Annotated in this window: 9 protein-coding genes, 1 rRNA gene, 1 pseudogene and 2 riboswitches; of the genes and pseudogenes, 1 reads left to right on the forward strand and 10 read right to left on the reverse strand. The window is 37.1% G+C overall.

All coding sequences use genetic code 11. The annotated features are described in order from the left end of the window. From G4Z05_RS14745 to G4Z05_RS16565, 7 genes and pseudogenes are all read right to left on the reverse strand, one after another. A 16S ribosomal RNA gene (locus G4Z05_RS14745) occupies window positions 1-126 on the reverse strand; the annotation flags it as partial. A 524-nt stretch (window positions 127-650) separates the two neighbouring features. After that, on the reverse strand, window positions 651-2,723 hold the full coding sequence (ptsG, locus tag G4Z05_RS14750; RefSeq protein WP_163252568.1) for a glucose-specific PTS transporter subunit IIBC: 2,073 nt from the start codon (window positions 2,721-2,723) through the stop codon (window positions 651-653). A gap of 183 nt (window positions 2,724-2,906) precedes the next feature. After that, window positions 2,907-3,749 (reverse strand): glucose PTS transporter transcription antiterminator GlcT, encoded by an 843-nt coding sequence (gene glcT, locus G4Z05_RS14755; protein ID WP_163252569.1) that lies wholly within the window; start codon window positions 3,747-3,749, stop codon window positions 2,907-2,909. 335 nt (window positions 3,750-4,084) lie between these two features. Continuing rightward, window positions 4,085-5,416, reverse strand: a complete 1,332-nt coding sequence (locus G4Z05_RS14760; RefSeq protein WP_163252570.1) for an NCS2 family permease — start codon at window positions 5,414-5,416, stop codon at window positions 4,085-4,087. A 113-nt stretch (window positions 5,417-5,529) separates the two neighbouring features. Next, a riboswitch (purine riboswitch) is annotated at window positions 5,530-5,631 on the reverse strand. Window positions 5,632-5,724: 93 nt separating this feature from the next. Next, window positions 5,725-7,245 (reverse strand): glutamine-hydrolyzing GMP synthase, encoded by a 1,521-nt coding sequence (guaA, locus tag G4Z05_RS14765; RefSeq protein WP_163252585.1) that lies wholly within the window; start codon window positions 7,243-7,245, stop codon window positions 5,725-5,727. A gap of 150 nt (window positions 7,246-7,395) precedes the next feature. Continuing rightward, a riboswitch (purine riboswitch) is annotated at window positions 7,396-7,497 on the reverse strand. A gap of 377 nt (window positions 7,498-7,874) precedes the next feature. After that, on the reverse strand, window positions 7,875-8,627 hold the full coding sequence (locus tag G4Z05_RS14770; RefSeq protein ID WP_163252571.1) for a sulfite exporter TauE/SafE family protein: 753 nt from the start codon (window positions 8,625-8,627) through the stop codon (window positions 7,875-7,877). Between the two features lie 432 nt (window positions 8,628-9,059). Continuing rightward, window positions 9,060-9,152: pseudogene (locus G4Z05_RS16565) on the reverse strand (hypothetical protein); the annotation flags it as partial. A 934-nt stretch (window positions 9,153-10,086) separates the two neighbouring features. On the opposite strand from G4Z05_RS16565, the gene G4Z05_RS14775 reads away from it, so the two are divergent. Continuing rightward, entirely contained in the window at window positions 10,087-10,833 is a 747-nt protein-coding gene (locus G4Z05_RS14775; RefSeq protein WP_163252572.1) for a hypothetical protein, read from the forward strand. A 506-nt stretch (window positions 10,834-11,339) separates the two neighbouring features. Here G4Z05_RS14775 and G4Z05_RS14780 read toward each other — a convergent pair. Genes G4Z05_RS14780 through xylE form a run of 3 tightly spaced genes read right to left on the reverse strand, consistent with a single transcriptional unit; the run spans window position 11,340 to window position 15,362 of the window. Beyond that, on the reverse strand, window positions 11,340-12,398 hold the full coding sequence (locus tag G4Z05_RS14780; protein WP_163252573.1) for an aldose epimerase family protein: 1,059 nt from the start codon (window positions 12,396-12,398) through the stop codon (window positions 11,340-11,342). A gap of 33 nt (window positions 12,399-12,431) precedes the next feature. Further along, entirely contained in the window at window positions 12,432-13,934 is a 1,503-nt protein-coding gene (gene xylB, locus G4Z05_RS14785) for a xylulokinase (RefSeq protein ID WP_163252574.1), read from the reverse strand. Window positions 13,935-13,970: 36 nt separating this feature from the next. Next, complete coding sequence (gene xylE / locus G4Z05_RS14790; protein WP_163252575.1) at window positions 13,971-15,362, reverse strand: D-xylose transporter XylE; 1,392 nt, start codon at window positions 15,360-15,362, stop codon at window positions 13,971-13,973. Window positions 15,363-15,549: the final 187 nt, after the last annotated feature.

Genomic DNA, 15,549 nt, shown 5'->3' on the forward strand with positions numbered 1-15,549 from the left:
TGCCCACGTGTTACTCACCCGTCCGCCGCTAACCAACAGAAGCAAGCTTCTATTGGTCCGCTCGACTTGCATGTATTAGGCACGCCGCCAGCGTTCGTCCTGAGCCAGGATCAAACTCTCCAAAAAAGTTGATTAGCTCATAAAATTAACGTTGGCTTCGTTTCGATAGAAACGAATGTTGTAATTTATTGACGTTTTTGGTTGTTTAGTTTTCAAAGAACAATCTTTTAAGTTGTTTTATCAGAAACAACTATATTAATATATCACATTAATCGCTTGTTGTCAACAATTATTTTTAACTTATTTCAAATTGTTAACTCAAGTAACGACTGCTTTACTATAGTAACACCATATTAAAATATCGTCAACATTTTTTGAAAAAATTTTTTTAAAAGAATTATCTAACGCATGATTCCTAGCTACACCCGCCTTTCTACCTCGTCATCCGTTCTTCTTGTTCTCTATATCTTAGACAGATCTCCTCCCGATAAAATTTTGTCAGAATAACAATTACATTATTAAAAGCAGTCTTCTTGAGAAGTGGTATGTATCCTCGTCCGGATCAATTGCACTTTTCCGTAATAATATCCTACATTTTATAAAAATGAAACAAAAAATAGCCGACCTGTCAAAAACAGGTCGGCTATCATCTATTTTGTAATTTTAATTATTCCCTCTTGCTTCAGATCAACAAGGCCTTGTTTTTCAATTTCTACTTTTTCACCTTCGGCCAAGTTCGTAAAGACAATAGGTGTAATTGTTGATTTCGCATGTTCTTTAATGTATTGAATATCAAATTTCAATAATGGCTGACCTTTTGTTACCCGGTCATTTTCAGACACTAACGCCTCAAAACCTTCACCTTTTAGATTCACTGTATCGATTCCGACATGGATTAGAATCTCACGGCCACCGTCAGATAAAATACCAAGAGCATGTTTTGTTGGGAATAGGTTAACGATTTTTCCATCAACAGGAGAAACAACTGTACCTTCTTCCGGAACAATCGCAAAGCCATCTCCCATCATTTTTCCTGCAAACACTTGGTCTGGTACTTCAGTAATTGGTTTAATTTCACCTTTAATTGGCGCAACAAACTGTTCCTCATTTTTATGCTCAGTTTGCAATGCCTCTGGATTTACAACTTCAATTTGTTGTTCCACACCTTTTTCAGGTTCTACAACAGCCGTTGTACGAGGACGTTTTCCTTCCATAATATCTTTCATTTGACCTTTAATCGTTTCAGAACGTGGCCCAAAAATTGCTTGTATGTTATTTCCAACTTCTAACACACCAGCTGCACCAAGTTTTTTCAATTGGTCTTTATCTACTTTGCTAATATCATTAACTGATACACGAAGACGTGTGATACAAGCATCTAAGTGTGCAATATTCTCTTTACCGCCCATTGCATCTAAAATATTAGCCGCTAGGTCTGCTGATCCAGCTTTACCAGTTGGCTCCTCGTTTTCTTCATTATCAAGCTCACGACCTGGTGTTTTCAAATTGAATTTACGAATAGCAAAACGGAATCCAAAGTAGTAAATAATCGCAAAAACTAGACCAACTGGGATAACAATCCATGCATTTGTCTGCGGATTAATTAATCCAAATAAGATATAATCGATTAATCCACCTGAAAAAGTCATTCCAATTTTTACATCTAATAGGTGCATGGTCATAAAGGACAGACCAGCAAAAATGGTATGAATCGCAAATAACACAGGCGCCACAAACAAGAATGAGAACTCAATTGGCTCTGTAATACCTGTTAAGAAAGATGTAAGAGCAGCAGATGCCATTAATCCCCCTACTACTACTTTCTTTTCAGGTCTAGCTTCATGATAAATCGCTAAAGCGGCTGCTGGTAATCCAAACATCATGAATGGGAATTTACCAGTCATAAATGTACCAGCCGTCAAGTTTTGTACGTTATCCGTAATTTGTGCCATAAATATCCTTTGGTCACCACGAACGATATCTCCAGCCTTATTCACGTATTCACCAAATTCATACCAGAAAGGTGAATAGAAAATATGGTGTAGACCGAAAGGAATTAATGCACGTTCAATAACACCAAAAATAAATGCAGATAACGTTAAATTAGCATGAACCATATTTTGCGAGAATGCGTTTAGTCCTGCTTGAATTGGCGGCCAAACAAAAATCATAATAAGACCTAAAATAACTGCACTTCCCGCTGTAATAATAGGAACAAATCTTTTTCCAGCAAAAAATCCTAAGTAAGAAGGTAACTCGATTTCATAGAACTTGTTATACATAAAGGCGGCAATAATACCAACAATAATCCCGCCAAATACCCCTGTAGCTAAAGTAGGAACTCCTAAGGAAAGCGTATAAGCTGCATTTCCTTCAACATCCGCAGCTTCAATTCCAAGGACAGTTCCCATTGTAACATTCATAATAAGGTAGCCGATAATTGCTGCTAAACCAGCAACCCCTTCCCCACCAGCTAAACCGATGGCAACACCTACTGCAAATAACAGTGGAAGATTACTAAATACTATACCTCCAGCCTTTTGCATTACTGCTGCAATAAGGTCTACAACACTGTTATCTAGGAATGGAGCAAGCTCTAATAATGTAGGGTTTCGTAGAGCAGCCCCTAAAGCAAGTAAGATACCGGCTGCAGGCAAAAGGGCAACTGGTAGCATTAAAGCTCGTCCAACCTTTTGCAAAACGCCAAAAGCTTTTTTGAACATTTTGAAACCTCCTATATTTTTCTAGCTCATTAAACAAATGCTTTTTCTAGGTAAGTAAAACAAAAAGGCATGAGAAAAAGATCAATTGAATGAAGGTATGGGCATAGAATTCCCCATAATCCTTATTTCAATCAATACTTTTTACTCATGCCTGATCGAATCAGTAACACGTAATAATAATGGCTATTTAAATTTATTTTGTATACGTTGCAAATGCATGGTTAAATAAACCGCTTCTGCTTCAAAAACTTTCAATTTTAACGTTTGCTGCATTACTTTAATGAGCTTCCACGCAAGATTATAACATACCGGATATTCCTCTTTCAAGAGGGTTGCAATTTTTTCTGGCTCTGCCACCATCTCGCCCTTCTTTACACGTTCAATCGCAAAGCGAAGATGGCGAACAAGTCTCATGTAATCAATACTTTCTTTATCAATTTGAATATCAAATTGCTCCTCCACCATCTCCACCAACCGGCTGACAAGTTGGGAGTCCTGGTTTACCTCAGATAGATTTTTGTTGGTAAGAGCACTATGGATATGCAAAGCAATAAAACCAATCTCACCAACAGGAAGGGCAACTCCCGTCTTTTCTTTAATGAGCTCCACTACTTCTGAAGCGATTTCATACTCATGCCTATAAAGTGTTTTGGTTTCAACTAAGAACGGATTATTTATTTTCATTCCCTGGGATGCCCTTGAGAGCGCAAACATTAAATGATCTGTTAAGGCTACATGGATATGTTCATTTAACCCAGAGTTCGTTCGCTGCTTAATTAGCTCCATTGTCGAAATAATAACTTCATGGAATTCTTGATCCATATAAGGAAGCAACTTGATATAATTTTCTTGTTCTTTTTCGTTTTTAAGAACAAACAACTTTTCAACTCGATCCGTGTCGATAAAGTCCCCTCGTTTTCGGTTAAAACCGATCCCTTTACCGATTAAAATCACTTCTTTAAATTTGGGGTGTTCAGCAATTAATACATTGTTATTTAAAACTTTTTCAATTCTTAGGTTCGCCATCCCATTAGCCTCTCTTTGCCATTCCACTATATTAAAAAATGTATCTGAGAGGTCTCGCGAAGTCAACCGACAAAATTCGACATATCCTAAAAAAATGAAAATGAATATTTCATTAATCAGTTAACTATAAACTTGGTCAATAAATTATACTTCCGCCCCAATGGACACTTTTGTTCATGCAATGCCTATTTGCTTTCCAATACACTCCAATTGAAATGATGTATATACAAAGAGCGGAGTACAATATCGTCGCACTATTACTCTAGATCAATCTCTAAGTCAAAAATCCATTCTCCTCTAAAGGATAGAAAAAAAGCTGCGATAAACGCAGCTCATTAATGTTGTAAAAATATAAAATAGAGAACAAAAATCACAAAGAAAAAGTACATAATTGGATGAATGTCTTTGCCACGGCCTTTGATAAGCATTGTAATTGGATAAAAGATAAAGCCAATCGCAATTCCTGTAGCAATACTGTAGGATAACGGCATCGCAATAATTGTTAAGAAGGCTGGAACAGCGATTTCAAAACGTGTCCAATCAATTTTACCTAAAGAAGATACCATTAACACACCGACAATAATTAATGCTGGCGCCGTTACAGGTGCAGTGACCACAGATAATAACGGGAAGAAAAAGATCGATAAAATAAACAGCCCTGCAGTTACCAATGAAGCAAATCCTGTTCTCGCTCCAGCCGCTACCCCAGCTGATGATTCAATATAAGAGGTAACTGTTGAAGTTCCTAAAACGGCTCCAGCTGTGGAAGCAACCGAATCAGAAATCAATGCCCTTCCCGCATTCTCAAGCTTGCCATCTTTCATCAATCCCGCTTGGTTAGCTACCGCAACCAATGTACCGGCATTGTCAAAAAAGTCTACAAAAAAGAAGGTAAGGATCACACCTAGCATGGCAGTCGTATAAAAAGAACTATCACTAAAAGATGAAAATGCAGCACCAAATGTAGGAGCTAAACTTGGAACACTGCCGACTACTTGGGTTGGGACATCGATTAATTTAAATATCATTCCGACAATTACCGTAATCACCATGCCGTAAAATACCGCTCCAGTGATTCCTCTTGTCATCATGATCACTGTAATAATTAATCCAAAAATTGCTAGCAGGGTATCAGGATTTGATAAATCGCCTAATCCTACAAGAGTCGCATCGTTATTCACAATAATTTTCGCATTTTGTAGACCGACAAAGGTAATAAACAAACCAATTCCTGCACCTACTGCATATTTCAATTCAACCGGTATTGCATTAATGATTTTTTCACGAAGCCCTGTTAATGTCAGAATTAAGAAAAATACTCCAGAGATGAACACTGCACCAAGGGCATGCTGCCACGGAATCCCACTTCCAAGAACAACAGTATAGGCAAAAAATGCATTTAACCCCATGCCCGGTGCCAAAGCGAGCGGGTATTTTCCTAAAAGCCCCATAATAATGGAACCTAATGCGGAAGCTAATGCCGTCGCAACAAACACAGCTCCATAATCCATCCTTAGAGCATCAGGTAGATCCTCTATAGATGCCAGTGAAAGTGTTAATGGGTTCACTACTAATATATAGGCCATTGCCAAGAAGGTCGTTAATCCGCCAATAAATTCACGGCGGTAATTTGTACCGTATTTTTCAAACTCAAAGTACTTATGCATTTCCCTTTCCCTCCATCTATTTCTTATTATTTTGCAATAAAAAATGCTTCGGCATTCTACCGAAGCTTTTGACTTTAGGCAAATGAAATAAACGGAGGAAAAAAACTGTCTCTCACCATTTATCACTGCCTCGTAGTCAAGCCATTTACGGTGGCTCGGTAGAAACTCTTGGGCCATATCCCCAACATTATACGACGCGATTCGACAATATGAACTTCACTCTTATCATACCAACGACCTACGTATTCGTCAATAAAAAATACGAACGATACAAAAAACTTTTTTTGCATCGTTCGTATTTATCATCTTTATTCCCATTCAATTGTTGCTGGTGGCTTGCTCGTGATGTCATAAACTACACGGTTAACATGTGGTACTTCATTGACAATACGAGTGGAAATGACTTCAAGAACATCCCATGGAATACGAGCCCAATCAGAGGTCATTCCATCAATAGAGGTAACCGCACGAATGCCGATTGTATAATCATAGGTTCTCGCATCACCCATGACACCTACACTGCGAATATCCGGAAGCACAGTGAAGTATTGCCATATGTCACGGTCTAGACCAGCTTTTTTAATTTCTTCGCGTAAGATCCAATCTGATTCTCGGACGATTTCCAGCTTATCTTCTGTAACCTCGCCAAGAACACGAATTCCTAACCCAGGACCAGGGAAAGGCTGTCTCCATACAATCTCATCAGGAATGCCAAGTTCAGTACCAAGTGCACGGACCTCATCCTTAAACAAGGTGTTTAAAGGTTCAATTAATTTAAATTGCATATCTTCTGGTAATCCGCCTACATTATGATGTGATTTAATTGTTTGAGCAGTAGCCGTGCCACTTTCGATAATATCGGTATAAAGTGTTCCTTGAGCTAAAAATTCAATACCTTCCAGTTTTGACGCTTCATCATCAAAAACATAAATAAATTCGTTTCCAATAATTTTCCGCTTCTGTTCAGGATCAGTAACTCCTTTTAGTTTTGATAAGAAGCGATCTTTTGCGTCTACTTTAATGACATTCATATGGAAGCCTTCGGAGAAAGTTTTCATAACACTTTCCGCTTCATTTTTCCGTAACAATCCATGATCGACAAAAATACATGTTAATTGGTCACCAATCGCTTTATGGATTAACACAGCAACAACAGAAGAATCTACCCCACCACTTAGGGCGCAAAGAACCTTTTTATCGCCTACCGTTTCACGGATTTTCTTTATTTCCATCTCAATAAAGTTTTCCATGGACCAATTGCCACTGCAATCACAGACATTGAACACAAAATTCTTAAGCATATCATTACCGTAAACAGAATGGCGTACTTCCGGATGGAACTGAACTGCATAAAGTTTTCTATTCTCATCACTCATTGAAGTAATCGGGCAAGACGGACTTGTTGCATCAATCCTAAATCCAGCAGGAGCTTCCACAACCAAGTCGCCATGGCTCATCCACACGACTTGCTCTTCCGGCAGGCCGCCAAATAGAGCAGATTGGTTTTTCACCGTCATGGTTGCTTTTCCATATTCACGGTGCTTTGCTTTTTCGACCTTGCCACCAAAATGAACAGTCATTAACTGCATTCCATAGCAAATGCCTAGGATAGGAAGGCCCAGTTCAAAAATTTCTTCATCACAGCGGAATGAATTTTCATCATACACGCTATTTGGTCCACCAGAAAAAATAATCCCTTTTGGATTCATCTTACGGATTTCTTCTGCTGTAATGGTATGTGGATGAAGTTCGCTGTACACACCAAACTCGCGAATACGGCGTGTAATCAACTGATTATATTGGCTGCCAAAGTCTAATACAATGATCATATCTTGCTTTTGAGTCAAAACGGCCACCTCATTTTTGTATGGATATTTTAGTTATTACCAATTTTAAACATAAAAATTTAAATATAAAAAAACTAGAATTCCCTTCACTTCTCTTTAGGAAGGCAGAATTCTAGTTCTCATAAAAATCACTAATATAAATTCTGCCTTCATAGTCAGGCCATTTACGGTGGCCTGGTAGAGACTCTCGAACCCTATTATCGAGGATATATGAAGGTACATCTCTATTAAATTCCAACTCATTGTAAAATAGGATGTTTGTTTGGTCAAGCAATTGTCTTTTTAATTAAATTTTCCCACAATTTCCTCACCTTTTCCTAAGTACCATCTGGAAGATTATTTCGATTTTGGAAGGTGTAATTCTTTATTAGGAGGACACAAAATGCTCGAAAATAACGAATTTTTGTCTTTCTTTACTAGTAGGTTAGAAACCTCTGCAGACCGCTTATTCGTATAATCAAATCCATTCCTTTCTGACAAACATTTTTGCATCATGGCCACATAAAACAAAAATGATTTTCCTTAGTTGTTTTACCTAGGAAAAGCCTTGTCTAAATCCCACTCTCTTCATACCCTTTTACTCATTCTTGCATATACCATTTAGGTAGGAATCAATTAATTAGTAAAATGACCCCTGCCAAAATGGGAGTAAGAACCATCGCACTTTTTAATATAGAAAGGGGGACACTATTGGTAAATTTAGCTCCTATATAAGAACCAATCATTGTTCCTGCTAGTACCTGGAACAGAAGCAAGGCATTAAAGTAACCCTCAAAATAGTAACCTGCTCCACCAGCTATTGCGATTGGAAGAATAACGAGCATGGTCGTACCAACTGATACCTGTACAGGCAATCCCAATGCAATCATCAACCCAAGCTGAATGAATGGAGCCGCCCCTATACCAAATGTGCCAGATAAAATACCTGTCATAAACCCAATTGAAACTGCCATTATTAGAAACTTGCCAGCAGTTTTCGTTTTCTTTTTATCTGACTCTTTTAACCCGTCAACGATAAACAGCCGGACTATTAACATAACGGCAGATAAGAATAACATTCCGGCTGTAAGCCAATGGAGTGAATGGACCGGTATCCATACGGCTATTTTAGAACCAACAAAGGACATAATCGCTCCGGAAACTCCTACAGTAATTCCTGCTTTCATATCTATATTTCCTTGTCGATAATGACTATAAGCTCCGGATAATGTCGTAAATACCATTGCTGCCAAAGAAGTACCTAAAGCTGTATGGATAGGCACATCAAAAATAACCGTTAAAAGAGCAATGATAAAGCCCGATCCTCCAGCCCCAATAAAACCTAATAAAATCCCCATAAGGAACATAGTCAGTGTAATAATCAAAAGTTCTCCCCCTTACCTGCCATTCATTCTTGATACCTGTCCAAGTCTATTATAGTATTTAAAAATCTTAATGACACCAAATGGAAACTGGGGAAGGGATGGAACGCTGTATTCTTCAGAATTCAATCATGCAAAAATGAAGAAGAAATTTTTCTCTATCTACCTAACATTTTTCATTTCTTAAATACTATTTTTTCTCCTATACATAAACACTCAATACTATTACTCTAGTCTAAAAAGATAATGTTTGCCTATCTGGGTTTTAACTCTCCTACCATTCCACAAAACCTCTATTTTATTACCCTATAACATTAAGTCAGTTTTTTCTCCCGGTTTCTTAACTCTATTTAATGCTAAATTATCTCCAAGACTAAAGAAAAGCACCAGTAATACAATGGAATCACTTCCACTATACTATTGCATTTAGTCCTTTTATTTAGCTGTTAGTTCACTTTCAGTTACCCATTTATGATTAGTCACTTTTTCTCCTGTTGGGGAAGTGTAATCATCATTATAAAAACTTGTATTTATTGTAAAATTATCTTATTCAAGACACTTGAAACTAGGTGTAGTAAATACTACAAGAGAAACTATATTAAGCTTTCGTACATTCGTCTACTTTTTATGAGGAGGATCGAACAAAATTAATACATAAAAAAATTAAACAAAAGAATAGTAAAGATATAATTGATTTTTTACTAAATACTCCTACAAAAGAGAATGGTGGATTAACTTCAATCTCTGAATTTATTAAATTAAGGTTATATGAATATACTCATACTGAAGGTTTTCCGGTCATTTCCGGTAGACCTTCGGTTTTTTTACAAATTAAGAAGTCATTCAATCTACAATTTTTTAATTGAAAATCAATCAAATCTAATAGATTTTTTAAGTTCTGTTTTTTCTTTAATCTTGTGTCTTGTAAGGGTCCAAGCGGTGGTATTTCTCAAATTCGGGCTATTTATGAATACTATAATAGTTCCATGCAAAATGAATTTTTCCTTATCTACATTGTGATATAAAATATGGAAAGTTTTTTACTTATTGAAACAATTTACTAAATATTTCCGTATATTAACCTGGGGGAAGCACTGCTAAGTGAAAGAGTGTATAGATTACTTATTCTTTTTGTATTAGTCCAACTAGCTATTTTAGCTAGATATGTAGTCTATGATGCATTTGATCCAATTTCTTATGGATCGAATTACATATTTTTAATTGCTGCATAAGAGAAATCATATAATAAGTCATGTGAATGTAATTAATGTTAAGGAGATTCTCCAGAGAAAATTATCGCATTGATTCTTCATGCATTTTATTTTAAAAATGCTTAGATATGTAGGAGAGAATAGTAATTGGATTGTTTGTCTCACACTATAGAGTAACATCAGTTAGCATTAAGGAAGTAATTTCCACGTATTTGGAGAATTTATGTTTTGTAGGATAAAGGTGGATATTATTGATAGTTAAATTGATTACTGCTGAGGAGTTGTTAATCCAAAGCCCTTTAGACAGAATTCCTAGAATCATTCTAGATTTATTGAAAGAGAGAATCGCCATGAATAAACAAAAACATTCTGATACCCAAATGACTACACTAAAGAAGAGTTTACTTATTGTAAATGTGGCATTCTTTGCAATTACATCCTTCGCTACATTCATTACCTATCAATTTTCAGACGAGATTTCTAATCAATCGTTAGTTAACACTGTGTATAGTATGATGTTTATGAGTGTCATCTTTTTCATATATGGTTTTTGGTTACGAAGCAAAGCTAGAGGTAATCGACCGATGGGGATCTTCAGTGGTATTTACGCCATCTTGATTAGCATTTTGCTTTTCTTCACCTCAAATGTGATGTATGAATCTGGTGTTGAGGAAGGTACCATTCAAGAGAATGTTCACTTTATGTCCTTTTCGTTAATACAGTACCTGATTATCATTGCTATTTTAGCGTTCGTAATGTTCATCCTTGCATCACCAAAACTATTAAACAAAGAAATCCAGACGACGAAGACATATATTTGGGCAAGTCTACTTGGTATTGGCATCGTCATCATTGCCTTTATCGTCATGATGGCCATCAAAAACAATATATTTAATAATCCTGGAACAGTGAAGGATACGTATAACATTTTGGTTGGTTCAGTTGGATTTGGATATATAGGTAGTGGAATATTAATTGTATTAATTCGTTCAAAGTAAAGGAATTAAGCAATAATCGTAAAACAAAGGATGAAAGATTGGAAATGAAAAGTTTAATCAAATACGTTGTCCTATTTATTTGGGCAGTATTATTTTTATATTTTTATAATATGTTTATGCCGAAAAATGTTCTTTATTTTATCATAGGGATACCAGTCCTTTTCTTTAGTTCGGACTTTATTTTAAATATTTTTGACAACTCAAAAAAAGATGTAAAAAATGAATGACACGAGTAATAGACCTCCTTGAGCTTTGAACGGCAATTAGGAGGTCTATCTTTTTTAAGAGCCGATCTGTTAAGCTTTTATCCAAAATTATAATCTATAGAGTTGCTGAATTGTATAATCGTACTGAAGAACCGGATATCCTAGAATAACTTTTTGAAGGGACGCGAGAACAGGTATCCATATATCCGATTTAACAAGATATAAAAATGAGAATGGCTTCTCAGAAGTTCAGTGAACTGATTGAGAAGCCCCTGTTCATTACCTATATGTTATTAAAGATTAGCTGTTTTTGATTAATCCAAACTTAAATTTTGTTTGGGTGGTGTATAGTTGATCTTTTTCTAAGAGGATAGATGGGAATCTGGGATTCTTAATCATGTTGGGAGGCTTCTGGGTTTCAAGACAAAGCCCTAAATAATTTTGTGATTGCTTACCACGGATTTTGAATTTATCTGTAAGCATATTTCCTGAATAAAACACCACAGCTGGTTCTACAGTTTCAACCTCCAACTTCCTTCCGCTTTCTCGATCGATTAATGTCATTTGGTTTTGTTTTTGTAGGGGGGTAAGCAAAAAAGGGTGGTCATAGCCGCCTCCAACTAATGAGATCTGTGGATGCCCTTCTTCAATCCCTTTCCCGATTTGTTTGCTTTTTCTAAAATCAAAAGGGGTCCCCTCTACTGAAATAATTTCACCAGTTGGAATTAACGAATGATCTAACTCTAAAAATTCATTACTTTGCAACATCAACTCATGGTCCAAAATAGTTCTTTTCAGGTTTCCACTTAAATTAAAATAGGAATGATTTGTCAAATTCACGATTGTTTTTTGATCAGATTGAGCTTGATACTGAATTAGTAGCTCATTATTTTCATTGATCATATAAGTGACTTCAACATGAAGATTACCTGGAAAACCCCCTTCACCATCTGGGCTCATATAAGAAAAAATAATACTAATCTCTGTATCTCTTACAACCACTTCCGAATCCCAAATAACATTGTGAAATCCGGTAGGTCCACTATGAAGATTATTTTCACCTTCATTTTTCGTTAAATGATAGGTTACCCCATCTATTTCAAATGCTGAACCACCGATTCGACCAGCATTACGGCCAATAACACAACCGAAATACGGGGAATGGTCGATATACTCCTCTATTGTATCAAACCCCAGAACAACATTCTCTTTTAATCCGTTAGAATCAGGAAAGAGGATTTCCGTAATAATACATCCATACTCTATGCAAGTAAACTCCATGCCTCTCGATGTTTCTACCGTAAACGATTTTACACTCCGACCATTAACGACCCCATAGACACTTTCAACAAACTTCACTGAATCACCTCTATATAAGCAATCAGACTGTTCTCATGCCTTATTTTTTATATCAAACAGTTCGTGGTTGATCGCAACAGTATGAGGATATATATCTTTATAGGCACGGAAGTATTTATTGTAACGTTCAACGTTTTCCGGAATTGGCTCATAGACTTTGTCCATTTTAATAAACTTTTCAGCACATTCCTTAAGAGATCTAAACCATCCAAGTCCAACTGCAGCAATCATTGCCGCTCCCATTCCAGGACCTTGTTCATTTTGCAACTTTATCACTCTTGTCTTAAAAACATCTGCCTGAATTTGAAGCCATAGCTCACTCTTAGCTCCGCCTCCAATTGAAATAACCGTATCAATCGTTTTTCCATAATTCCTGAAAATCTCTACACTCTCATTAATTGAGAATACAATCCCTTCCATAACTGCACGTGTAAAGTCACTTTTATTATGCGAACCATCAATTCCAGTAAAAGTACCTCTGATTTTTGCATCTGCATAAGGAGTACGCTCCCCTACCAAAAACGGAGTAAACAGAAGGCCATTGGCACCAATGGTTGAATGTGCAGCATCCTCTAACAAACTAGTAAATGACTGATCCTTAGCAAACGTTTCTTTAAACCAAGATAAACTATAGCCTGCAGCTAATGTAACACCCATTGTGTAGTAGGCGTCCTTTTCCCCATGATTGAAGAAATGGACCTTTCCACCATAGTTCTTTGTTCGGTCCTTTTCATAGGACAGGAATACACCTGATGTACCAATACTGCAAAGGGCCGTTCCCTCAGATAATATTCCTGCCCCAATCGCACCACAGGCATTATCAGCTCCACCAGCAAACACCTTAGTTTTTCGTGATAGACCTGTTGCTCTAGCAATCTCTGGTAAGATTGTCCCAACAAAGTCCTCTGTTTCCACTAATGGAGGACAAATATGACTAGGAATCTCAAAAGTTCTTAAGATATCAGCACTCCATGATTTATTGACCACATCCAAAAGGAGCGTTCCGGCTGCATCAGAGTAATCCATATGGATAGCCCCCGTTAATCGGTAACGCAAATAATCTTTCGGAAGCAGGAATACACTTGCCTTCTCTAAATTTTCCGGTTCGTTCTCTTTAACCCACATAATTTTTGGTAAAGTAAACCCCTCGAGAGCTGGATTCTTCGTAATATCTAACAACTTGCCGCCTAGTTGCTGATCAATTTTCTTGCATTGCGAAGTTGTTCTAGTGTCATTCCAGAGGATGGCATTTCGAATGACCGAATTGTTTTTATCAAGCAACACCAATCCATGCATTTGGCCGGAAAAACTAAGCCCTTCAATATTAACCGGATCCACTCCAGATGAACTGACAAGTTGTTTTAAAGCAGCAATTGTCTTTTCAACCCATTCTTCCGGATTCTGTTCACTATATCCTGGTTGTTGGTGAACCAAGGGATAATCCTTCGAAACCTCTCCCTTCACCGTTCCTTCCTGATCGACTAGTAACACCTTAACCGAACTCGTCCCAAGGTCTATTCCAATAACATATTTCATTGACCGTCTCTCCAAACTATTTTTAAGTCTAAAAACTTAAGCGATTTGATTCCATTGTGCTTCCATTTCCTCAAGTGTTTTGCCCTTCGTTTCAGGAACAAATTTCCACACGAAAATAGCAGATAGGACACTCATTAATCCATAAAAACCATATGTCATGGCACCGCTGTATTCCATCATCATTGGATAAGTGGAAGAAATTAGGTAGTTGGCTGCCCACTGTGCGGCTACTGCAATAGCCACCGCACGACCTCGAATTTTATTCGGGAAGATTTCAGAAATAAGCACCCAGCAAATCGGTCCCCATGACATCATAAAGGAGGCAGTGTAAATAATGATAAAAACAAGCGTACTTACGCCAATCACATTAAAATACGCTAAAGTACTTACACCAAACATTCCGATTGCCATCCCAATTGAACCTACCATTAAGAGCGGCTTACGTCCCCATTTATCTACAGTCATAATGGCAACAATGGTAAAAATAACGTTAACCAAGCCCATCACAGTCGTTTGCAACAAGGAAGCATCTTTTCCTGCGCCCATACTTTCAAAAATGCGTGGAGCGTAATACAATGCCACGTTAATACCTACGAACTGCTGGAACACCGATAATAAAATCCCAATGATAATAACCATTTTGCCATAAGCAAACAACTTTTCTGATGAAACTTCATCCACCGTTTCTTTAATTTGCTTAAGAATCAATTTTGCAGCTTTTATTCCATTGATTTTTGATAAAACCTTCAACGCTTTATCATCTTGATTTTTCAAAGATAAGTAACGCGGGGTTTCAGGTACTAATAAAAGTAACAAACCAAACAAAGCTGCTGGAACACCACATGACAAGAACATGTATCTCCAACCAATGTCATTAACCCATGCCTGGCTTTCACCATTCGCAATCGAAAAATTGACAAAATAAGCAACAAGCATTCCTAGAATAATCATGAATTGGTTAAAAGAAACCAAGCGCCCCCGAACATGTGCTGGAGCCACTTCACCAATGTACATTGGACAAACTGCAGACGCCAATCCGACACCGATCCCTCCTAAAATCCGATAAAGATTAAATGCCAACAAAAGACCAACTGTTGGTTCATTCTTCTCAAAAAATAAAAACTCAGGGTACGCCGAACCTATTGATGAAACTAAAAAGAAGAGGGAGGCAATGATGAGTGAGTTTTTCCGACCAAACCGGCTAGCGAAATATCCGGAAATGACCCCACCGATAATACATCCAATTAAGGCACTGGAGACAGTTGCCCCATGAATAAACGCACCTAAACCTAAGCTATCAATTAAATATAGTCTTAAAGATTCCTCGGCACCGGAAATCACTGCCGTATCATATCCGAACAACAAGCCACCAATCGCCGCAACTAAGGTAATTCCAAGAAGGTATAAGGAATGTGATTTTTGCTCCATAGTCTAATTAAAGGTAGAATTTCATTTTTGATTGACTACAAAACTACAACGCTTTCATTCTATCAAAAAATAAAAAACTACCTTTATCCTCCTTTTTATTAATATTAGTAGAAAATAGGGACCCGCTCTTTAATATTTCTTCATTTCGTGTTCACGGGTCCATGAGAGGATAGTACTAGAATAGAAG

Source organism: Neobacillus thermocopriae (assembly GCF_010975035.1).
Classification (GTDB): domain Bacteria; phylum Bacillota; class Bacilli; order Bacillales; family Cytobacillaceae; genus Neobacillus; species Neobacillus thermocopriae.